The organism is Citrobacter sp. wls827, from assembly GCF_005280875.1.
Taxonomy (GTDB): Bacteria; Pseudomonadota; Gammaproteobacteria; order Enterobacterales; family Enterobacteriaceae; genus Citrobacter; species Citrobacter youngae.
This window is the reverse complement of the sequence record NZ_SZWR01000010.1, coordinates 78,720-100,898: the sequence shown is the minus strand read 5'-3', so window position 1 is coordinate 100,898 and position 22,179 is coordinate 78,720. Positions and strand designations below refer to the sequence as shown.

General features: G+C 54.8%; 15 protein-coding genes. 1 reads left to right on the top strand and 14 read right to left on the bottom strand.

All coding sequences use genetic code 11. The annotated features are described in order from the left end of the window. Window positions 1–28: 28 nt before the first annotated feature. Entirely contained in the window at window positions 29–1,495 is a 1,467-nt protein-coding gene (guaB, locus tag FDX03_RS03845; RefSeq protein ID WP_048210934.1) for an IMP dehydrogenase, read from the bottom strand. A 160-nt stretch (window positions 1,496–1,655) separates the two neighbouring features. Between guaB and xseA the strand changes: the two genes are divergently transcribed. After that, window positions 1,656–3,029, top strand: coding sequence for an exodeoxyribonuclease VII large subunit (gene xseA / locus FDX03_RS03840; protein WP_137345504.1), 1,374 nt, complete (start codon window positions 1,656–1,658; stop codon window positions 3,027–3,029). Here xseA and FDX03_RS03835 read toward each other — a convergent pair. The 13 genes from FDX03_RS03835 to FDX03_RS03775 all read right to left on the bottom strand — a co-directional run. After that, window positions 3,026–3,241 (bottom strand): zinc ribbon domain-containing protein, encoded by a 216-nt coding sequence (locus FDX03_RS03835; RefSeq protein WP_048210932.1) that lies wholly within the window; start codon window positions 3,239–3,241, stop codon window positions 3,026–3,028. The two genes, xseA and FDX03_RS03835, sit on opposite strands and share 4 nt — an antisense overlap. A gap of 52 nt (window positions 3,242–3,293) precedes the next feature. Then, window positions 3,294–4,328 carry a Gfo/Idh/MocA family oxidoreductase gene (locus FDX03_RS03830; protein WP_137345503.1) on the bottom strand — a complete coding sequence of 345 codons (1,035 nt, stop codon included), beginning with the start codon at window positions 4,326–4,328 and terminating at the stop codon, window positions 3,294–3,296. Window positions 4,329–4,391: 63 nt separating this feature from the next. Beyond that, window positions 4,392–5,933 (bottom strand): peptide MFS transporter, encoded by a 1,542-nt coding sequence (locus FDX03_RS03825; RefSeq protein ID WP_137345502.1) that lies wholly within the window; start codon window positions 5,931–5,933, stop codon window positions 4,392–4,394. Window positions 5,934–6,222: 289 nt separating this feature from the next. After that, window positions 6,223–7,695, bottom strand: coding sequence for a ribosome biogenesis GTPase Der (gene der, locus FDX03_RS03820; RefSeq protein WP_048210929.1), 1,473 nt, complete (start codon window positions 7,693–7,695; stop codon window positions 6,223–6,225). A gap of 118 nt (window positions 7,696–7,813) precedes the next feature. Then, on the bottom strand, window positions 7,814–8,992 hold the full coding sequence (bamB, locus tag FDX03_RS03815; protein ID WP_048210928.1) for an outer membrane protein assembly factor BamB: 1,179 nt from the start codon (window positions 8,990–8,992) through the stop codon (window positions 7,814–7,816). Window positions 8,993–9,002: 10 nt separating this feature from the next. Continuing rightward, the gene (locus FDX03_RS03810) at window positions 9,003–9,623 is read right to left on the bottom strand and encodes a YfgM family protein (protein WP_137345501.1); all 621 of its coding nucleotides are present in this window, start codon (window positions 9,621–9,623) and stop codon (window positions 9,003–9,005) included. Window positions 9,624–9,636: 13 nt separating this feature from the next. Beyond that, entirely contained in the window at window positions 9,637–10,911 is a 1,275-nt protein-coding gene (gene hisS, locus FDX03_RS03805; RefSeq protein ID WP_137345500.1) for a histidine--tRNA ligase, read from the bottom strand. A gap of 110 nt (window positions 10,912–11,021) precedes the next feature. Beyond that, window positions 11,022–12,140, bottom strand: coding sequence for a flavodoxin-dependent (E)-4-hydroxy-3-methylbut-2-enyl-diphosphate synthase (gene ispG, locus FDX03_RS03800; RefSeq protein ID WP_137345499.1), 1,119 nt, complete (start codon window positions 12,138–12,140; stop codon window positions 11,022–11,024). 26 nt (window positions 12,141–12,166) lie between these two features. After that, the gene (rodZ, locus tag FDX03_RS03795; protein ID WP_137345498.1) at window positions 12,167–13,159 is read right to left on the bottom strand and encodes a cytoskeleton protein RodZ; all 993 of its coding nucleotides are present in this window, start codon (window positions 13,157–13,159) and stop codon (window positions 12,167–12,169) included. A 285-nt stretch (window positions 13,160–13,444) separates the two neighbouring features. After that, window positions 13,445–14,611, bottom strand: coding sequence for a bifunctional tRNA (adenosine(37)-C2)-methyltransferase TrmG/ribosomal RNA large subunit methyltransferase RlmN (locus FDX03_RS03790; RefSeq protein WP_003037713.1), 1,167 nt, complete (start codon window positions 14,609–14,611; stop codon window positions 13,445–13,447). A gap of 290 nt (window positions 14,612–14,901) precedes the next feature. Beyond that, window positions 14,902–15,333: a nucleoside-diphosphate kinase gene (ndk, locus tag FDX03_RS03785; RefSeq protein ID WP_003037710.1), complete on the bottom strand. Its 432-nt coding sequence runs from the start codon at window positions 15,331–15,333 to the stop codon at window positions 14,902–14,904. A gap of 137 nt (window positions 15,334–15,470) precedes the next feature. Further along, window positions 15,471–17,783: a peptidoglycan glycosyltransferase PbpC gene (pbpC, locus tag FDX03_RS03780; protein WP_137345497.1), complete on the bottom strand. Its 2,313-nt coding sequence runs from the start codon at window positions 17,781–17,783 to the stop codon at window positions 15,471–15,473. Beyond that, window positions 17,784–22,179: alpha-2-macroglobulin (locus tag FDX03_RS03775; RefSeq protein WP_249356983.1), on the bottom strand; the 4,396-nt coding region annotated here is incomplete at its 5' end.

Sequence of the window (22,179 nt, the reverse complement as noted above, 5' to 3'; positions counted from 1 at the left end):
CCGGCATATAGCCGGGCGCGGAAACTTATCAGGAGCCCATGCGGTAGTTAGGGGACTCTTTGGTGATGGTCACATCGTGAACGTGACTTTCCTGAATACCCGCACCGCTGATACGGACAAATTCAGCCTGAGTACGCAGCGCGTCGATAGTACCACAGCCGGTCAGCCCCATACAGGAGCGCAGCCCGCCCATCTGCTGGTGAATGATCTCTTTCAGGCGACCTTTATACGCCACGCGGCCTTCGATACCTTCCGGGACCAGTTTGTCGGCGGCGTTATCGCTCTGGAAGTAACGGTCGGAGGAGCCTTTGGACATCGCGCCCAGAGAGCCCATACCGCGGTATGATTTGTAAGAACGGCCCTGGTACAGTTCGATTTCACCCGGGGATTCTTCGGTACCTGCCAGCATGGAGCCAACCATGACTGCAGCAGCACCTGCAGCAATCGCTTTCGCGATGTCGCCGGAGAAACGAATACCACCATCGGCGATAACCGGAATACCGGTGCCTTCCAGCGCTGCAACCGCGTCAGAAACAGCGGTGATCTGCGGTACACCTACGCCGGTAACGATACGGGTAGTACAGATGGAGCCTGGGCCGATACCGACTTTCACCGCGCTGCAGCCGGCTTCCGCCAGTGCGCGAGCGCCAGCGCCAGTTGCCACGTTACCACCGATTATCTGCAGATCAGGATATTTAGCGCGAGTTTCACGAATACGCTGCAATACGCCTTCAGAGTGACCGTGAGAGGAGTCAATCAGCAGTACGTCAACGCCCGCGGCAACCAGCGCGTCAACGCGCTCTTCGTTACCTGCACCCGCACCGACAGCAGCGCCAACGCGCAGACGACCATGCTCGTCTTTACAGGCGTTAGGTTTACGTTCCGCTTTCTGGAAATCTTTAACCGTGATCATGCCGAGCAGGTGGAAGCTGTCATCAACAACCAGCGCTTTCTCAACGCGTTTTTCGTGCATTTTGGCAAACACGACATCGCGCGCTTCGCCTTCGCGAACGGTCACCAGACGCTCTTTCGGCGTCATGTAAACGCTCACTGGCTGGCTGAGATCGGTCACAAAACGTACGTCACGACCGGTGATGATGCCGACCAGTTCGTTATCTTCAGTCACAACCGGGTAGCCTGCAAAACCGTTACGCTCGGTCAGTTCTTTCACTTCGCGCAGCGTGGTGGTTGGCAGAACGGTCTGCGGGTCGGTCACCACGCCAGATTCGTGTTTTTTCACACGTTTAACTTCTTCGGCCTGGCGCTCGATGGACATGTTTTTGTGGATAAAACCGATGCCGCCTTCCTGGGCCAGGGCAATTGCCAGGCGCGCTTCCGTCACGGTGTCCATTGCCGCGGAGAGCATAGGAATGTTCAGGCGAATGGTTTTCGTCAACTGGGTGCTAAGATCAGCAGTATTCGGCAGAACGGTAGAATGAGCGGGAACGAGGAGGACGTCGTCAAACGTCAGGGCTTCTTTTGCGATACGTAGCATGGGCAATATCTCACCTGGGAGGTTATTAAATATTGCCGCGGCATTATACAGAGCGTAACCGATTGCATCCACACTTTTTTGCAAAAAAACCTTGCGCTCCTCTGTGAGCATGTTACTTTCGACTGAATAACCTGCTGATTTAGAATTTGATCCCGCTCACATGTTATCCTCTCAGACCACCTCAATTTTTACCGTAAGCCGCCTGAATCAGACGGTTCGTTTGCTGCTTGAGCAGGAAATGGGGCAAGTGTGGATCAGCGGTGAAATCTCCAATTTCACTCAGCCGTCCTCGGGTCATTGGTACTTCACGCTCAAAGATGACACCGCTCAGGTTCGCTGCGCGATGTTTCGCAACAGCAACCGCCGGGTAACGTTCCGCCCACAGCACGGGCAGCAGGTACTGGTACGCGCCAACATTACATTGTATGAGCCGCGTGGGGACTATCAGATAATTGTTGAGAGCATGCAGCCAGCTGGCGAAGGGTTGTTGCAGCAGAAATACGAGCAACTGAAGGCGAAGCTCCAGGCCGAAGGCCTCTTTGACCAACAGTTCAAACAGCCGCTCCCCTCACCTGCGCACTGCGTTGGGGTCATCACCTCTAAAACCGGCGCCGCGCTGCATGATATTCTCCACGTGCTGAAGCGTCGAGACCCTTCCCTGCCCGTGATTATCTACCCAACCGCCGTCCAGGGCGATGATGCGCCGGGACAGATCGTTCGCGCCATTGCGCTGGCGAACGCGCGGGGCGAGTGCGATGTGCTGATCGTCGGGCGCGGCGGCGGCTCGCTGGAAGATTTGTGGAGCTTTAACGACGAACGCGTGGCGCGGGCAATCTTTGCCAGCCGCATTCCGGTAGTCAGCGCAGTGGGCCACGAAACTGACGTGACCATCGCTGATTTTGTTGGCGACCTGCGCGCACCAACACCGTCGGCGGCCGCAGAAATTGTCAGCCGCAATCAGCTTGAACTGCTGCGTCAAATTCAGCATGGTCAGCAACGTCTGGAGATGGCGATGGATTACTATCTCGCCAACCGAACTCGCCGATTTACCCAGCTTAATCACCGCCTGCAGCAACAACATCCGCAGCTGCGTCTGGCCCGTCAGCAGACCGTGCTGGAACGACTGCGTCAGAGAATGAACGTCGCACTTGAGAATAAAATTAAACAGGCAAATCAGCGTCAACAGCGCATTCTACAGCGTCTGAATCAGCAGACCCCGCAGCCGCGTATTCACCGCGCGCAAACATGTATTCAGCAACTGGAATACCGACTGGCGGACAATATTCGCTCGCGCGTCAGCCAGCAACGCGAACGTTTTGGCAACGCGGTCACGCACCTGGAAGCCGTCAGCCCACTGGCGACGCTGGCACGTGGTTATAGCGTCACTACCGCGACAGACGGCAAAGTGCTGAAGCAAACCAAACAAGTGAAGGCCGGTGATGTGCTCACCACCCGACTGTCAGATGGCTGGGTAGAGAGCGAAGTGAAAGGCGTAACGGCGGCAAAGAAAACGCGTAAAAAAAAGCCGGATTAAACCGGCGCAAACTCCACGCGTTTTTTCGAGATAAGGCCATGACCGTTCTGACAGAAATAATCCACTGCGCCGCAGGCTTTTAACACTTGCAGTGGCAGATGGCACTCCGGACAACGCGCTTCTAACGGAATAACTTTTTTGCAGTTTTCACAGTGCGCCACACCGTTTTGCTGTTCCAGTTCTGCGTGACATTCCGGGCAGTTCATTGACATGATGACTCCTATAAAGGGCGTTCGGCTCTGCGCTAATTTTACCACGATACGCTTAGTGTGGGCCACGCAGCTGTTGCTGCAAGGTGAGTAATCGTTCAACCTCCTCCAGTCTGCGCTGCGTTGTGCGCCTCACCTCCTGTGGGTTGCGTTCAAACAGACTTTGCGCCCCCAGAATATGTTCCGCCAGACAATGGACATAAATCGTGCCAGGAAGCTTCCAGCGACGCACAGCATCACCGTCAATCACTTCCAGTACATCTTCTGTACCGCGCCGGTCATGACTGATGATACGACCATCGCTCAGATACAGACGCAGACCTTTTTGACCGCCAGTTGGACCCGCGTACTTATTCAGCCAGATATCCAGCGGTATGCCGCTAATCTGCCCCTGAAGATGAGCTTCACCCTCTGCCGTGGTCAGGTCACTCTGGGGGATATCACGCCCCAGACGGTCTTTAGCACTCACCACCCGTAGCGCCATCTCATTATTTCCTCCCAGATACCGTACCGTTTCCCGCAGCATTGCTAACACGTGCGTACCGATATCCAGAATCACGCCATCCGGGTGGCGAAGTTCACGCGTGTCCGGTTCACCGGTGGCAAAGTTAAGCGCTATCGGCTCCCCTGCGGTGTTAAACCCGCTTGGCTCCTGCAAGAAACCTTCGATTTTCACAATCTCGGCAAAAGTGCTGACCAACCCTCGCTTCACCGTTTCGATGCGCGCCATCCAGTGGTCTAGCGCCAGCACGCGATCAGCAACGCCGGGTTGAACCAGCAGCATTTTCAGTTTTTCAATTTGGGAAAGCGTGGCGACAATAGGTTTTTCAACCACGATACGTGCAATGGGAGAGGCCAGGGATTGTTCAAGCACCTCAAGGTGATGTAGGGATGCGGTCGTGATAAACAGGGTATCAAGAGGCTGAGTAAGCAGCTCTTCGAGCGACGTACAACGCGTCACGCCTGCTGGCTGTTTTGTGGGTTGAACGTCAAATCCCACGCAGCGTAGTGAATCACCGAACATGTTACGTAATGCAGGCAAGTATGCCGTTTCAACGACTGCGCCAAGTCCAACAAACCCAAACAGCATGTTCTTACCTCGAAAATTAAATGGCCGGGACATAACGTCTGCCCCGGCACAATCGAAGTGTTATCAGGCGCTGGTCACCGGTTTAGTTTGTGTATTCTCCAGCATGCGACGAATCGGAACAATGAGGACGATCAGTACTGCAGCGCAGATCAGCAGCGCAATCGAACAGCGCGCGAAGAGATCCGGCAGCATATCCAGTTGGTCAGCCTTCACATGGCCACCAATCAGACCCGCGGCCAGGTTACCCAGCGCACTGGCGCAGAACCACAGACCCATCATCTGTCCACGCATTCTTTCCGGCGCCAGCAGCGTCATGGTTGCCAGACCAATCGGGCTCAGACACAGTTCGCCAAGCGTCAGCATCAGAATACTACCCACCAGCCAGAATGGCGAAACGCCTGCACCACCATTATTCAGCACGTTTTGCGCTGCCAGCATCATCAGGCCAAAACCCGCTGCGGCACACAGAATACCGATAACGAACTTGGTGATACTGCTCGGGCGAATGTTCATGCTGGCAAGCTTCGGCCATGCCCAGCTAAAGACCGGGGCCAGCAGGATGATAAACAGCGCGTTAATCGACTGGAACCACACTGCCGGGATTTCAAAATCGCCGATCATACGATTAGTGTAGTCGTTAGCGAACAGGTTAAACGACGTTGGTTTTTGCTCAAATGCCGACCAGAAGAAGGCCGCGGAAACCAGCAGAATAAAGCAGACCAACAGTCTGGCGCGCTCTTTACGGTTCAGCCCCGCAAAGACAAACAGGTAGATGAAGTAGAGGGCTACGGATGCCGCAATCACATACACCAGCACACTGGCTACCGCGACCGGGTTAATCACAATCACTCCCTGCGCAATCAGGGCAACAACAATTGCTACACCAACTGCCAGCGCCAGCAGCCACGTGCCCACACCGTTACGCTTCACGACCGGGCTGTTCCAGGTAGAGTCCAGCCCGACTTCGCTGTCGTAGCGTTTCATCGCCGGAACAGCAAATACGCGGAAGATAATTAACGCGACCAACATCCCGATGCCACCGATTCCAAAACCCCAATGCCAGCCGTGGGTTTTAATCAGCCAGCCGGAGATCAATGGCGCGATGAAGGAACCCAGGTTGATACCCATGTAGAACAGCGAGAAACCGCCGTCACGGCGTGCATCGCCTTTTTTATACAGCGTACCCACCATCACCGAGATACAGGTTTTGAACAGGCCAGAACCGAGCACAATGAACATCAGGCCAATAAAAAACAGGTTGTCACCCATGATTGCCGAGAGTGCAATCGACAGGTGACCAAGTGCTATCAGGATGGAGCCATACCACACCGCTTTTTGCTGACCGAGCCAGTTATCCGCCAGCCAGCCACCTGGCAACGCGGCAAGATACATCGTACCGGCAAAGATACCGACAATCGCCGAGGCATTTTCACGCGCCAGCCCCATACCGCCGTCATAAACGGTAGCCGCCATAAACAGGATCAGTAACGGACGAATGCCATAAAACGAAAAACGCTCCCACATCTCAGTAAAGAACAATGAGCCGAGCGGATAAGGATGACCGAAGAAAGTTCGGCTTTCTTTTTGATTAACAGAGGATTGCATAATTCTCCCGAAAAGATATGTCGTGTGCTTGTAAACACCGTGATGTACGCCGGCCAGTTACGTAGCTGGTCGATTTTTTACATACGGCGAAGAGTTATTTAACCATTTGATAACCTGACAGTAGTTTTGTCTAGTACCAACCGGGTGACTTTAAGATGAAAATTCGACAATTGTCTACTTTCTTAGATTTAAACTTGGTAAAAAGCGAATAGTCATTGACAGCAAACAGACAGGTACAGGAGAAAAAAAAGCCCGCGATTTACGCGGGCCTCTATCGCCATCAGCAAGGTTACTTACTTTTTTTGATGTGCTTAATCAAACGCTTACGCTTACGCATCTGCGTTGGTGTCAGTGTATTACGTTTGTTGGCAAACGGGTTTTCCCCTTCCTTGAACTGAATACGGATTGGTGTACCCATGACTTCCAGTGATTTGCGGAAGTAGTTCATCAGATAGCGCTTGTATGAATCCGGCAGGTCTTTCACCTGGTTACCGTGGATCACCACAATCGGCGGGTTATAACCACCGGCGTGTGCGTACTTAAGCTTCACACGGCGACCACGCACCAGCGGCGGCTGATGATCTTCTACTGCCATGGTCATGATGCGAGTCAGCATCGCGGTGCTGACGCGACGGGTTGAGCTGTCATACGCTTCGCGCACGGATTCGAACAGGTTACCTACACCGCTGCCGTGCAGCGCGGAGATAAAGTGAACACGGGCAAAGTCGATAAAGCCCAGACGGAAGTCCAGTGTCTCTTTTACCTGTTCTTTCACTTCCTGCGTCAGGCCATCCCACTTGTTGACGACGATAACAAGTGAGCGCCCACTATTGAGGATAAAGCCCAACAGCGAGAGGTCCTGATCGGAGATCCCTTCGCGAGCGTCAATCACCAGCATCACCACGTTGGCATCTTCAATTGCCTGCAACGTTTTGATTACGGAGAATTTTTCTACCGCTTCGGTAATTTTACCGCGCTTACGTACACCCGCAGTGTCAATCAGCACATATTCGCGCTCATCACGCTGCATTGGGATATAAATACTGTCACGCGTGGTCCCCGGCATGTCGTAAACCACCACGCGGTCTTCGCCAAGAATACGGTTAGTCAGTGTAGACTTACCTACGTTCGGACGCCCGACAATCGCCAGTTTGATCGGCAGATCCTGCGGATTGAAGTCGTCTTCAGGCTCTTCTTCGCCGTTTTCCTCGGCTTCCAGTTTCGCCCAGTATTCCGCATCTTCATCCACTTCTTCCTGCGGTGCGATATCATCCATCCACGGCAGCAGAACATGCTCCAGCAGGCTGAGGACGCCGCGACCATGGGACGCCGCGATGGGGTAAATTTCGCCCAGCCCCAGTGAATAGAAATCGACAACAGCCTGATCCGGATCGAGTCCGTCAGTTTTGTTGGCAACAAGGAAGGTTGGTTTCTGGCGCGCACGCAGATGCTTGGCAATGGCTTCATCTGCCGGCATCAGGCCAGCACGCGCATCCACCATAAACAGCACAACGTCCGCTTCTTCGATAGCCAGCAACGACTGCTCAGCCATACGGGTTTCAACACCGTCTTCGGTGCCATCAATACCACCAGTATCAATGCAGATAAACTCGCGGCCTTCAATTTCCGCACGACCGTACTTACGGTCACGAGTCAGACCCGGGAAATCCGCAACCAGCGCATCTCGGGTGCGAGTTAGACGGTTAAATAACGTGGATTTGCCAACGTTAGGGCGCCCGACAAGCGCGACCACAGGTACCATGTTTAAAGCCTCATTTAAAAAATCATCAGACAACGGACGCTATTTTTGCGCCATTGTTAAAAACAGTAAAACGGCCCCTGCACCAGGAGCCGTTTTTCAAAGCGAGCGGCCAGGACGATTAACGCGTAATGGAGTACAGCGTACCGTCTTTCGCCTGGATCAGCAGTTTACCATCAGCAGCGACCGGCTCGGTCAGGAAACCTGAGCTATCGACTTTCTGCTGAGCGACAAAGCGACCATCTTCAACGTTAATCCAGTGCAGGTAGCCTTCGCTATCGCCTACGACCAGGTTACCGTTATACAGAGCCGGAGACGTCAGCAGACGGTGCAGCAGATCGCTTTGCGTCCACAGCGTCACGCCGCCGTCGGTGGTCAGCGCCAGCACACGGTCATTCTGATCAACCAGATAGATACGATTACCATCGACGATGAAATCATTCACCGAGCCGAGCTCACGTTTCCACATGATCTGGCCACTGCGCAGATCCAGCGCCGTCAGGTTACCATTATAAGCCAGTGCGTAAACTACGCCATTGACGATAACCGGCGTGGTATCGACATCACTCAGACGATCGATTTCGGTTGGGCCAGTGGCCTGAGAGATACGCTGCTGCCAAATCATCTGGCCCTGCTGCATCAGTACGGCACTTACGCGACCATTATCGCCACCCACAATAGCTGCGCCAAAGGCGGTCGCTGGAGCAGATTCGCCGCGCAGTGACAGAGAAGGCATATCGAGGTTAACGGTCCATTTGATGGCGCCATCAGCTTCGTTCAAGGCCTGCAACTGGCCGTTGCTGGTGTGGATTAACACCATGCCATCGCTCACCACCGGGCGAGACAGCGCTTCCCCGGCAACTTTCGTCTGCCATGCGGTTGTGCCGTCGCTGGTGTTCAGCGCATAAACCTGTGCTTTTTCGCTGCCAATATAAACATGGCCGCCGGACACGGTGACTCCGCCAGAAAGCTGAGCAGATGCACGGGAGAACCAGCCGTCTTTCTCACCCAGATTAACAGACCAGACTTCTTTGCCGTCGTCTGCGTTCAGCGCTTTCACCACACCGGCGCGAGAGGCAGCATAGACCACGTTATCCGCCAGTGCAGGATGAAGGTTGGAGTAGAAATCACCAATACCGTTGCCTACAGAAGTGCTCCAGGCAGTAGACGGAGTAAACTGGTTTTCGACCACCGGTAACGGGGACATCTTAACGACATCTTCTTCGCCACTAAACAGTGAACAGCCGCTCAATAGGGTAACGGAAAGCAGCCCTGGCAGAAGTAATTTACGCAATTGCATCGGGTCCCTCTCAGATGGACAAATTATTGATTTTCATCTGCATCATTTCGCTCAGAGCAGGAGAGGCATCGCTTTTCACACCCGCTTCCCATGCGCTACGCGCACCTTGTTTGTCGCCTTTGCTCAGCAACGCTTCACCACGCAGATCGGCCACAATTGCCGCCCACCCTTCACCTTTAATGGTATCGAGTGTTTTCAGCGCGGTATCAGCCTGCTTAAGCTGAACCTGAACACGAGCAAGACGCAGATTAAGCACCGCTTTGAGATTCTCATCGCTGGTGGCAGCCAGGCCTTGTTGTAACTGGGCCGCGGCTTTCTCTAGTTCGTTTTGGTCAACAAACTGCTGTGCCAGTTCCATTGACGCTAATGCGCCGTAAGTATTTTTGTTCTCTGCGGCAAATTTCTCTGCGGCAGGAATGCTATCAGGCTTACCTGCGCTAACCGCAGTCACCGTATTTTGATACGCCAGAGAAGCAGAGCGTGCGGACTCCGTCTGATGGCTGGTCCAGTAACGCCAGCCAACCAGCGCGCCAACCCCTAAAATGATCCCAACAGCCAGCGCTTTGCCATTTTCAGCAAAGAAGCGTTTTACCGCATCAACCTGGTCGTTTTCGTTCTCGTAAATTTCCACGCTGTCCTTCTCCTTAGCCCAGTAGAGTGCGCAAATGCGTGGCAACGCTATCCTGCGCTACTGCCGTTTGCTCACCAGAGCGCAAATCCTTCACTACAACGGTACCGTCAGCCACTTCGGACTCACCCAGTACCAGTGCAACGCGGGCGCCCCACTTATCGGCGCGGGCAAACTGTTTCTTAAAGTTGCCGCCGCCGTGGTTTGTCATCAGTTTCACACCAGGAACTTCATCGCGCAGACGTTCTGCAAGCCGCATTGCCACCGACTGCGTGTCTGCCCCCGAAGCGACCAGGTATATATCGACAACAGGATCGGCGTTAAATTCCGGATTAACTGCCTGAACTAACAAAACAAGTCGTTCCAGGCCCATGGCAAAGCCTACGGCCGGCGTTGCGCGACCGCCAAGTTGCTCTACCAGACCGTCATAACGGCCACCTGCACAGACGGTACCCTGTGAGCCCAGGCTGGTGGTGACCCACTCAAATACGGTGCGGTTGTAGTAATCAAGACCACGAACCAGACGCTGATTGACGGTGTAGGCAATACCTGCGGATTCCAGCAGTTTGCACAAGCCCGCAAAATGCTCGCGCGAGTCGTCATCCAGATAGTCGCCCAGCGCAGGCGCGTCGTTGAGCAGCGCCTGCACTTCCGGGTTTTTGGAGTCGAGCACGCGCAGCGGGTTGGTGTACATGCGCCGCTTGCAGTCTTCGTCCAGTTTCTCTTTGTGCAGTTCCAGGTAGGCGACCAGCGCATCACGGTAGTTAGCGCGGGCTTCAAGCGAACCGATTGAGTTCAGCTCCAGGCTGACATGCTGAGAAATACCCAGCGCGCGCCACCAGCGAGCGGTCAGCATAATCAGTTCTGCATCGATGTCCGGGCCTTGCAGGCCAAACACTTCGACACCCAGCTGATGGAATTGACGATAGCGTCCTTTTTGCGGACGTTCGTGGCGGAACATCGGCCCGATATACCACAGACGCTGTTCCTGATTGTACAGGAGACCATGTTCGATGCCGGCGCGTACGCAGCCCGCAGTGCCTTCAGGACGCAGGGTCAGACTGTCGCCATTGCGGTCCTCAAAGGTATACATCTCTTTTTCAACGACGTCGGTGACTTCACCGATCGCGCGTTTGAATAACGGGGTCTGCTCTACAATCGGCAAGCGGATTTCACTGTAACCGTAGCTGCCGAGCACGTTTTTAAGAGTGCCTTCAATGCGCTGCCAGATGGCGGTTTCGCCAGGCAGATAATCGTTCATGCCGCGAATGGCTTGAATGTTTTTTGCCACGTTTATTCTCTTTATGGATATAAAAATGAACCCTCAGCGCTAACCCGGATAATACGGGCGCCATGCGGGTTCAATCATACACGGGAAGCACGCCGCTTCCCATCACGTTATTATTTTTCAAGCTGCTGCACGTCAATGCGTCGCGCTTCGTCGAGGATACTCGCTTTGGCGCGAATACGGGCTTCGAGCTGCGTGATCATGTCGTCGTTATCGAGTCGGTCCTTACGCACGCCGTCTTCATACAGGCCGCTTTTCTTGTTGCCGCCCGTCACGCCCAGCGTGGAAACCAGTGCTTCGCCAGGGCCGTTTACCACACAACCGATGATCGAAACGTCCATTGGCGTAATAATATCTTCCAGACGTTGCTCCAGCGCGTTCACTGTACCGATAACGTCAAACTCCTGACGCGAGCAGGTTGGGCAAGCGATAAAGTTGATGCCACGCGCACGAATGCGCAGCGATTTCAGGATGTCGAAGCCAACTTTGATCTCTTCTACCGGATCGGCCGCCAGAGAAACGCGCAGCGTATCGCCGATCCCTTCAGACAGCAGCAATCCTAAACCGATCGCGGATTTTACCGAGCCGCTACGCAGGCCACCGGCTTCGGTGATCCCCAGATGCAGAGGTTGATCGATCTGTTTCGCCAGCAGGCGATAGGATTCTACGGCAAGGAAAACATCAGACGCTTTAACGCTGACTTTGAATTGATCGAAGTTCAGACGATCGAGGTGATCCACATGGCGCATTGCGGACTCCAGCAGCGCTTGCGGCGTCGGTTCACCGTATTTTTCCTGCAGATCTTTTTCCAGCGATCCGGCGTTGACGCCGATGCGGATAGGAATGTTTTTATCACGAGCGCAGTCCACCACCATGCGAATACGCTCTTCACTGCCGATATTACCTGGGTTAATACGCAGGCAATCAACGCCGTATTCCGCCACCTTCAGCGCGATACGATAGTCGAAGTGAATATCGGCAACCAGCGGGACGTTAACCTGCTGTTTGATAAGCTTGAACGCTTCTGCGGCATCCATTGTCGGTACAGAGACACGAACAATGTCTGCGCCTACGCGTTCCAGCGCTTTAATCTGATTAACCGTCACTTCCACATCCGTGGTACGCGTATTGGTCATCGACTGTACGGCGATGGGCGCGCCATCGCCGATCGGCACGTTCCCAACGTAAATGCGTGTCGATTTTCTACGTTGAATTGGAGCCTGGTTATGCATTAAAAAATCTCCCGCATTGCCGTCTGTTACTGAGCCGGTGATTGTTCGGCATTAACGGTCAGACGCGCAACCTGGTTAGTTCTGATAAAACGACTCAGATCGACAGGTTTACCCTGGAACTGAATCTGCACTGCCGCCGGAGCGCCAATTTTCAGTTTATATGGCGCCTGACCGACCAGATTCAGATTGCCATCTTTACGCTGCATGCCGCTGAACAGTTTTTTACCGGTTGCGTCGGTCACTTCCAGCCAGCAATCAGCGGTGAAATTCATCACCAGCGCGTTAGGATCGCCAGCCGGTGTAGTGACGCCAGCCTGGTCAGTCGGCAACGGTGCCGCTGTCGCCGGTGCAGTGGGTGTGGTCGCTGCAGTATCAACATTGGCCTGAGACGGAGCCACAACGGCGTTTTGATCTGCGCCAGGAGCCGGAGTCGCTGCGGTATCCGGCGTTTGAGCGGCATCAGCCACTGCGCCATCATCCGGAGCCGGTGTACTGTCCTGGCTTGCAGAGGCGCTGGTATCCAGCGGCACACTCTGTGCGTTATCTTTACCGGCATTCAGTTCAGCGGAAGATTGATCGGCCATGGTGGTGATCTCTTCCTGCTGCGCTTTATGGTTCTGCCACCACCAGGCGCCGGTCAGTCCGACAACGACAAACAGTACCAGCCAGGTAAAGGTCATTAGCCAGCCGTCGCGTTTCTTACGACGCTTACCGAGCGAAAAACTTTGCATCGGTGCGACGTTGGCAGGACGAATCGGAGCCTGTTTTTCCAGCCCTGGCAACAGTTCTTCTTCAGGAATATGCACCAGACGCGCATAAGAACGGATATACCCGCGCAGGAATGTTGAAGCGAGATCGGCTGGTGCCTTATCTTCTTCAATATCGCGTACCGTGGAAACCTTCAGGCAGAGTCGTTCCGCGACCACCTGTTGGCTGAATCCGAGTTGTTCACGGGCATTGCGCAGACGAACGCCGGTGGAGAGTGCTTCATTTTTGTCGTGCGTGGCTTCAGTATTCATTCGCTACAGCTGCGTAATATTTGGGTTCTGATGCCGGCGAGCCACAATGCTCACCCACACCGCGAAACATCTGGTCAGTTAACCTTCGTCAGACAGTATAAAACCGTCAGACCATCAATGACAAAACAGCGTAAACCTGAGGGCTAAACGCTTGTTGCGCCGTTACATACTGCCTTAAAGTCGACAAAAACGCACCGTTATTATTGACCTGACGACAACAACAAAGAACCTCATCTGGTTTACGTTGCACTACGGTACATGAATTATACCGTAGTGCACTCAACATCAAACGGTCTTGATGTCGATAGCATCACCCTGCATACGCTTACGCAGAGTACGCTTGGTACGATCAATAACGTCGCCCGCCAGCTGACCGCAGGCTGCATCAATGTCATCGCCACGTGTTTTACGCACGATGGTGGTGAAACCATAGCTCATCAACACTTTGGAGAAACGATCGATACGGCTGTTGGAACTGCGGCCATACGGCGCGCCCGGGAACGGGTTCCACGGGATCAGGTTGATCTTACACGGCGTATCTTTCAGCAGCTCGGCCAACTGATGCGCGTGTTCAGTGCCGTCATTGATGTGATCTAACATCACATATTCAATGGTTACACGACCCTGATTCGCATTGGATTTCTCCAGATAACGGCGCACAGCCCCGAGGAACGTTTCGATATTGTACTTTTTGTTGATAGGCACAATTTCGTCACGAATTTCATCGTTTGGCGCATGCAAAGAAATCGCCAGCGCAACGTCGATCATATCGCCCAGTTTATCCAGCGCAGGGACAACGCCTGAGGTGGACAGCGTAACGCGACGCTTGGACAGCCCAAAACCAAAGTCGTCCAGCATGATTTCCATCGCCGGAACGACGTTGGTCAGGTTAAGCAGCGGCTCTCCCATCCCCATCATCACCACGTTGGTGATAGGACGCACGCCCGTTGCTTTCACCGCGCCGACGATTTTCGCCGCACGCCAGACCTGACCAATGATTTCCGACACTCGCAGGTTACGGTTAAAGCCCTGTTGCGCCGTAGAGCAGAATTTACACTCTAATGCGCAACCGACCTGTGAAGAAACACACAGGGTGGCGCGATCGTCTTCCGGGATATACACGGTTTCTACGCGCTGATCGCCAACCGCGATGGCCCATTTGATCGTACCGTCAGAGGAGCGCTGCTCTTCCACCACTTCCGGGGCACGAATTTCAGCCACTTCTTTCAGCTTGTTACGCAGCACCTTATTGATGTCAGTCATATCATCAAAGTTGTCGCTGCAATAGTGGTACATCCACTTCATGACCTGATCGGCACGAAACGGTTTTTCGCCCATCTCTTTGAAGAATTCGCGCATTTGCTGACGGTTCAGATCCAGCAGGTTAATTTTTCCATTTTTATTTGGAACCGCAGGAATGACGACTTCAGAGGTGTTAACTAATTCAGACATAATTTTTTCCGGCCTCGTTGTTACACGTTGTGGCCCGTGGAGGGTTAAAAAGAAACGCCCCGGCAAGCGATCTGCTCTTCCGGGGCGTTGCATTGTACAAAGTCTGGCGCAGGGATGCCACGTTTGCACGAAGCATTAGCGAAAATAATATGTAAATCGCTAATTCATCTCCAAAGGATTTCGCGTCGCAGGAAGACGGCAAGTTCGAGCATCCCCGGGAGCATAGAAAACTATGTGACCGGGGTAAACGAATGCAGCCAACGCATCTGCAACGTGAAAGACGCGGGAGATTAGCGAGTACGAGGGCAAACCTCGCCTTCCCCAAAGAAATAGGCGATTTCACGCGCCGCAGATTCAACGGAGTCAGAACCATGGGTGCCGTTCTCAGTAAAACTGTCAGCGTAATCTGCGCGCAGCGTACCTGCCAGCGCATTTGCCGGGTTGGTTGCACCCAGCAGATCGCGGTGGCGCTGTACGGCATTTTCGCTTTCCAGCACAGAAACAACGATCGGACCAGAGGTCATGAATTCAACCAGACCGTCAAAGAACGGCTTGCCATCATGCTCGGCGTAGAAGCCGCGTGCCTGCTCAACGGTCAGGTGCAGCATTTTAGTACCGACAATTTTGAACCCTGCAGCTTCAAAGCGCGCAAAGATGCTCCCAATAACGTTTTTTGCCACCGCGTTTGGTTTGATGATGGAAAAAGTACGTTCAATAGCCATGATTACCTCTGAAAAAGATGTTTTGTTGTGGTTTACCTGGCGCGGATTATAAAGAGCATCCCGGCAATTGACTATTGACGAAGATAACATTTCTTTAAAATAAGATGAATTTTAGCAACAAACAGTAACCAACTGGTCTACTGCAACGAAAATCTCACCGCCGCCACCTGTCCGGCGTCATCCATCACCAGCAGTTGATAATCCCCTTTAGTCGCCAGCCGTAGCGTAAGACGACGTCCGCGTTCATCCAGCCTTTCACCGTTAAGAAACCACCAGCGTTCACCGCTCCCACCGCTGGTTTGCACCGGCAATGAGGCTTGAGCAGAACCGGGTAAACGCTTCACAATCGCGCCATCACGAATGCCTGTCAACTGCAACGGCTGCGAAGCATCCTGTCCCAGCGGCGGACACGTGGCAGAAACCGGCGGTAGCCTTGCCCCACGGCGCTCTGACTCCGGTAACCATGGCTCCAGCGGCAACGGCCAGACGATTAACGTTTGCTCGTGCGCCTGGGGGCAATCCGCCGCCACACGTTTGCCATCATCATCCAGCCAGACAGGAAAACGAATGCCATTAACCCCTTCCTGCTCGGGCAATAATAACGTTGGCGGCTGACTGCCATCCAGTAACCAGGTTGCCAGACGGCGACGGCAGTTGCTGTCACTGGGGGCAAGAGATTGCCCGCCCGGCCAGCACACCACACCGCGACTCACGGATTCAGGGCGTGGATCTTCCGGCTGATTTGTCCCGCGAGAGATCAAAAGATTGTTGACCTGATTGAGCAACGGCACGGCGCTGGCAAAACCAAACTGTCCCACCACCGGCGTACCGTCTGGCCTGCCGGTCCAGATGCCAATCACATAACGGGCGTTAACACCAATCGCCCACGCATCGCGATAGCCATAGCTGGTGCCCGTTTTCCACGCCAACGGCACCACGCGGCTCAGCGCGTTATCCGGCAGCGGTTGCGCTTCGTCAGCCATAATGCGGCGAATAATCCACGCCGCGCCCGCCGACATCAACGGACGTTCCAGCAGCGGATCGTCTGGCTGCAGACGCAGTTTTCCCGCTTTTCCCTGGCGGGCAAAGGCGCTGTACGCTGCGGCCATATCTTCCAGCCTTGCCCCCGCACCACCTAAAATCAGCGACAGATTCGGTGCGGCCCCTGCGGGAAGATACAGCGGTAAGCCAACGTTACGTAACGATGCGGCAAAACGCTTCGGACCATAGGCTTCGAGTACCTGCACGGCGGGTAAATTTAGCGAGCGCACCAGCGCTTCGCTCATACTCACCGGGCCATGAAAACCACTGTCAAAATTCCCTGGTCGATAATCCCCGGTTCGACGCGGTACATCCTGCAACAATGAAGCCGGATGAATGAGTCCGTCATCCAGCGCGAGACCATAAACAAACGGCTTTAGCACCGAGCCCGGCGAACGGATCGCATTCACCATATCCACATGACCAAAACGGGAGTCGTCATTCATATCTACCGAGCCGACCCAGCCACGCACGCTCATATCGGTGTGATCGACCACAATCATCGCCAGCGAACTGCGCGCAGGTAAGCGCCCTTTCCAGTTTTGCGCCAGCTCTTCCAGTTGACGCTGCAATCCGGCATCAAGGGTAGTCACGATTTTATCGCTTCGGCTTTTTCCCAGCATCATGCGCGAGAATAACGGTGCTAACTGCGGCATTTGCCGGGGCGCCAGCCAGACCGGTTCTTCACGCGACTCCTGCACCTGTCTGGCAGGCCAAATGCCCTGGGTCGCCATACGTTCGAGCACTTTATTACGCGCCGCTTCAGCGCGGTCCGGCCAGCGATCCGGGCGCAGGCGGCTCGGTGCCTGCGGCAGCACGGCCAGCAGCGCGGCATCGGAATAACTCAATTGCGCAGGTGATTTACCAAGATAAGCCCAGCTTGCCGCCCCCACGCCCTGCAGCGTACCGCCGAACGGCGCACGGTTGAGATACAGTGTCAGGATGTCGCGTTTGGAGAGATGCCATTCCAGCTGCAATGCGCGCCAGAGTTGGCGAAACTTGCCGCCGAAGGTTCGCGGATGGGGATCGAGTAATCGTGCGACCTGCATGGTGAGCGTACTGCCGCCAGAAACCACACGCCCAGAGGAGAGGTCCTGCCATGCCGCGCGCAGTACTGAGAAAGGATTAACGCCAGGATGTTTCCAGAACCAACGGTCTTCGTAGTTAATTAACGCCTCAAGGTAGCGGGGCGACACCTCATCAATCGTTACTGGATACCGCCAGATGCCGTCCGCGTCGGCGAAGCGCCACAGCGGCGTACCATCATAGGCCACCACGACACGCGCCGGATCGACTTCGTGAAGCGGCAGCGGCCAGATTTTATCTGCCACCCAAACCGCCGCCGCAAGCAGTAGAGCAACGGCTGCCAGCCGGAACCAACAGCCGCGTTTACCCAACCCGCGCATCATTTACGGTCTGACAATCAACAGTCCCTCTGTCGCACCGGTCGCGCGCCACTGCGGAACGTACATGGACTCCACCTGCGGCACAGGAACCTGATAGGTCCCCGGCGTTACCGCCCGCGCCAGATACACCAGCGTCACCGGCTGTCCTTCGTTAACCGCCACCGCGGCGACAAAGCGATCGTCACGGAACTCAACGTGCTGGATATCCGCCTGCTGCATCTGATTGAGCAGATTCGCCACTTCGCTGCCGCTGTCCTGCAGGCTGGCGCTGCCGTTGGCCAGATTCTGGTTTTCCAGTTCCAGGCCCGCTGGCAGTAAGTCGACCACCAACGCATCCGGTACGTTCTGGCTGGCTTTCACCTCCAGCCAGACCAGCACCAGTTCGCCGCTGCGCAGAGAATCCAGCGATTTGCTGTTCCCGTCGAGCCCCAGGATCTGACGCTCAATATGCAAAACGTTGCTGACAGGCGTTGGCGAGGTTTGCGGGTAACCGCTCACATCCAGACGCAACCACAGAGGCAGATTACCGGTATTGGTCACGCTCAGCGTAGACAGCGCGTCGGCATCCAGATTACGCGTCTGTGATTTCTCTGCGGCTAACGGTTGTTCAGAGAATGACGTTTGCGCCTGCCACGAGCCAGGCAAGTCCTGTAACGTACGCGCGGCAAGGAACAGCGCATTATTTTCCTGAGTAGAGAGCCAGCGCTGTCCAAAGGCCTGTTCTGACAAGGTGTTCAGCAGCGTATTCTGTACCTCAGGTTTAAGTTTGTTTTCTTCCAGCAAGGCCAGCATCAGCGCGTTGTCGCGCAGTTGACTGCCGTAATCCGCCATCCACTGCTGCGTATCGCGGCGCGGTGTATTCAGGGCCAGCGTCAACGCCTGTTCACTGCGGTTGGCATCGCCCATATTTTTCAGCGCGATCCCCAGTTGTAACAGCGGTAAACCAGAGGCTGCTTGCGCACGACGCTCCCAGATCTCACGCAATGCGCCGAGCGGAGCTTTTTGCTGACGAGCCAGTACCAGCGCGGCGTAAGCCTGGACGGCAAAGCGGCTCGCGGATGCGTCGTCGGTATAACGAATCGACATCATGCCCGGATCCTGCAAATAGCGTAGCAGTCGCTCGTTGCCCCGGTTAATGACCTCTGCCGGCACGCTGTAGCCCTGTTCATTCGCCCGAACGAGGAAATCCATCACATACGCGGTAAGCCAGTACTCTTCCGCCCCGTTTTTATCCCACAGCGCGAAACCGCCATTATCACGCTGCATTTGCAGTAAACGAGAGATACCAATCTCTACTGCCGCACGGCGTTTTTCATCGCTGTCACCCGCAATACCTAACGCCTTCAGCTGCGCGGCGTTGGTGTATAAAGACGGGAACAACCCGCTCGCCGTTTGCTCAAGGCAACCGTAAGGGTAAGCTTTCAGTTCACGGATGTAGCGCGCCAGATTCAGCGGCGGTTTACCGCTGAACAGCAGCTGTCCCTGCATCGTCGCTGGAGAGAAATTCGTCAGTTCTTCGCCCGGAAGCTGCCAGGTTGCGCCCGGCTGAAGTGCAACGCCGTGATTAACAGTTTGCGCCGGGAACGCCGGACGCACGCCAATCTTCCACTGCTTATGCTGAACAGGCAGCGTTTCACCCGGCAAAGTCAGACCGCTAATCTGCGCCTGAATTTCGCCATCGCCAAACCCCTCCCGCGCGCGCACCGGAATAAACAGCGTAGTCCTTACGCCTGGCGCCAGATTTACCGGCGCGGGATCTTGCCCCATCAGCTCCAGTAAACCATTGGCCGTGAGCTTAATATTCAGCGTTTGCGGTTTGTCAGTCAGGTTGGTCACGTCCAGCGTCAGGCGCGAGGTATCGCCTCCCGCCAGAAAACGCGACATATTCAGTTCAGCAATTACTGGCGCGGCAACAATCACCTTGCTTTCGCTGCTGCCAAAGTCATCCGCCGTCCAGGCCTGCGCCATTACCCGCAGCTCGCCGTTGAAATCACCGATAGGTAACGTCACCGTACCTTCGCCCTGCTCGTTAAGCGTGACCGGCAACGCCTGTTGCGCCACGATATTGACGTGATTGACCGGTGGTTTACCGCCACGTTTTAATTCATCGCCGTCACCACCAAAGCGCAGCGCTGCCAGACGTCCTTGCCCTTCGATCACCTGGCCGTAAATATCATAAATATCCGCGCCATAGCGTTTTTGCCCGAAAAACGCCTGCCACGGATCCGGCGTGGCGTAATCGGTAATATTCAGCACTCCGCTATCAACGGCAGAGACCAGCACGTTAACCTGTTTTGGTACGTCGCCATTTTTGACGCTGGCTTTAATCTTGACGGTCAACGGCTGGTTTGGACGTATTTTCGCCGGGTTTTCCAGCGCCAGCGCCAGACGACGGTTTTCGTCACCTAACGGCAAATGCAGTAAACCGATCGCACGTTTTGGCGTTGCCGAACGGGACTTGTCGCCAGGACGAACCACCAGCGCACTAAGATACAAATCGTGGCGATTCCAGGTTTTATCGATTGGGATGGAGATATCGAGACCATCCGCCGGTACGTCTATTTCTTGCCACCATAGCGGGCCTTCGCTGGATTCCACCATCGCATAACCTTTGCCAGCAGCGGGAGCGGCAACGTGCAGCTTCATGGTATCACCGGGACGATAGCTGGGTTTGTCCAGTTTCAGCGTCACGCGATCGGGACGCACAGCCCCACTGCCGTCGCTATTATCCTGCCAGCTATAACCGGCCCAGAAGCGTACGCTGCTCACCGCATCATTAGGGGCTTTCACTTCCAGACGATAGGCGCCCCACTCAACCGGGAAGCTGACTTTACCGGTTTCATCGGCCTTAAGATCCAGAGTCTGCTCACCTTCAACCAGATCCTTTTGATCGAACTGTGATTGCCAGCCCTCGCCTTCAGACCAGTTCCAGTAATAATCTCGTCGCTCGCGGATCAAACGCACCTGCAAACCGGACACCGCTTTTTTCTCGCCTTGCGCATCGGCATACACAATGTCGAAAGCGGCGTTGCTGTTTTCATCAACGATAGGCTGATTCACGGTGGTATCGGTGCGGTAGTCATAAACGGCTTTCGCCGCAAACTGCGGACGAATGCCCGGCAGCGTATCTGCAGGCCAGATGGCTTGTTCAACCCGACGCGTCACCGGACGACCGCCCGACTCCAGCAGGCTGGCTTGCAGAATGACCTGTAACGGGGAATGCGTCTCCTGCCACTGGCTGTTGGCGGTCACTTCGCCGCGACCGTGGTCATCCAGCGTGAGCTGAACTTCATCGAGGCTGCGGGAAAGGTTTTCTTCGGCGATATTCCCAAACTGGAAGCCCGGTAACGCCTGTACCGCATCCCGCAATGGACGCAGATAAAGCTGGCCTTGCAGCGCATTGCCGTTGGCGGGCGCGCCGTACAGGTAGTAGCCCACCACCGAGAACTTCACTTCATCAGTTGGCGCCACCGGCATCTTACTAGCGGCGAGGTTAAGCGCCATCCGCTCCGGCATAAAATCTTCGACGTGGAAATCCCACATCCGCGACTGGTTGTCGCCAGTATTGGCACGAATATGCCACATGCCGGTTGGCGCGCTGCTGTCCAGCGGCCAGCTAAAACGGTACAGGCCGTTTTCCGGTTGGCTAACTACCGAGCGTAATACCTGTCCGTCGGGTTTCACGACTTCCAGCTTCACCGGTTGGTCGGGCAATGTTTTGCCGTCGCTGTCACGCAGTAATCCGTTGAGGATCACCGTTTCGCCAGGACGGTAGAGGTCACGAGGACCGAACATAAAGAACTGTTTGCTGTATCCCGGTGCACCAGCAATATCAAATTCAGCCAGATCCAACGCCGGGAGCTTCAGGTCCAGCAGCGTGGTTTGCCCATCTTTACGGGCCAACAATAAGGCGGCATCTTTATCCGTCTCGAGCTTCACGTGTCCCTGCGCATCGCTGGTCGCCTGCGCCAGCGTCTGCCCTTTCTCATTGAGTAAGGTGACCTCAATAGCCTGCTGCGCAGCGCCATTTTCCAGACTCTGCGTAAAGACATCCAACTGGTTATGATAACGGTGCGCAGACACACCAATATCGCTGAGCGTGAACAGCGTGGCGGCATTGCTATAGTTGTACTGCCCGGCCTGGTTCATCACCGCAATGTAAACGCCCGCCTGCTGTAGCGGCTTAATATCGCTAAGCGGCAGCAGCAGCTTCTCACGGGTGTTGCGCGCAGGATTAAGGTCAAAGCGCCCAGTATACACCAGTTCCGCCATTTTCAACAGATTGTCTGACTCCCAGTTTGACAGCGAATTACGATATTCCCACTGGCTGACAAATGCACCGAGCGACTCGGGCTTCACGCGAAAGAAGTTCACATCCACGCTGTTGACGTTAAGGGCC

Coding starts and splice junctions, on each gene's coding strand:
- guaB (WP_048210934.1), bottom strand. CDS start 1,495: ATGCTACGTATCGCAAAAGAAGCCCTGACGTTTGACGACGTCCTCCTC.
- xseA (WP_137345504.1), top strand. CDS start 1,656: ATGTTATCCTCTCAGACCACCTCAATTTTTACCGTAAGCCGCCTGAAT.
- FDX03_RS03835 (WP_048210932.1), bottom strand. CDS start 3,241: ATGTCAATGAACTGCCCGGAATGTCACGCAGAACTGGAACAGCAAAAC.
- FDX03_RS03830 (WP_137345503.1), bottom strand. CDS start 4,328: ATGCTGTTTGGGTTTGTTGGACTTGGCGCAGTCGTTGAAACGGCATAC.
- FDX03_RS03825 (WP_137345502.1), bottom strand. CDS start 5,933: ATGCAATCCTCTGTTAATCAAAAAGAAAGCCGAACTTTCTTCGGTCAT.
- der (WP_048210929.1), bottom strand. CDS start 7,695: ATGGTACCTGTGGTCGCGCTTGTCGGGCGCCCTAACGTTGGCAAATCC.
- bamB (WP_048210928.1), bottom strand. CDS start 8,992: ATGCAATTGCGTAAATTACTTCTGCCAGGGCTGCTTTCCGTTACCCTA.
- ispG (WP_137345499.1), bottom strand. CDS start 12,140: ATGCATAACCAGGCTCCAATTCAACGTAGAAAATCGACACGCATTTAC.
- rodZ (WP_137345498.1), bottom strand. CDS start 13,159: ATGAATACTGAAGCCACGCACGACAAAAATGAAGCACTCTCCACCGGC.
- FDX03_RS03790 (WP_003037713.1), bottom strand. CDS start 14,611: ATGTCTGAATTAGTTAACACCTCTGAAGTCGTCATTCCTGCGGTTCCA.
- ndk (WP_003037710.1), bottom strand. CDS start 15,333: ATGGCTATTGAACGTACTTTTTCCATCATCAAACCAAACGCGGTGGCA.
- pbpC (WP_137345497.1), bottom strand. CDS start 17,783: ATGATGCGCGGGTTGGGTAAACGCGGCTGTTGGTTCCGGCTGGCAGCC.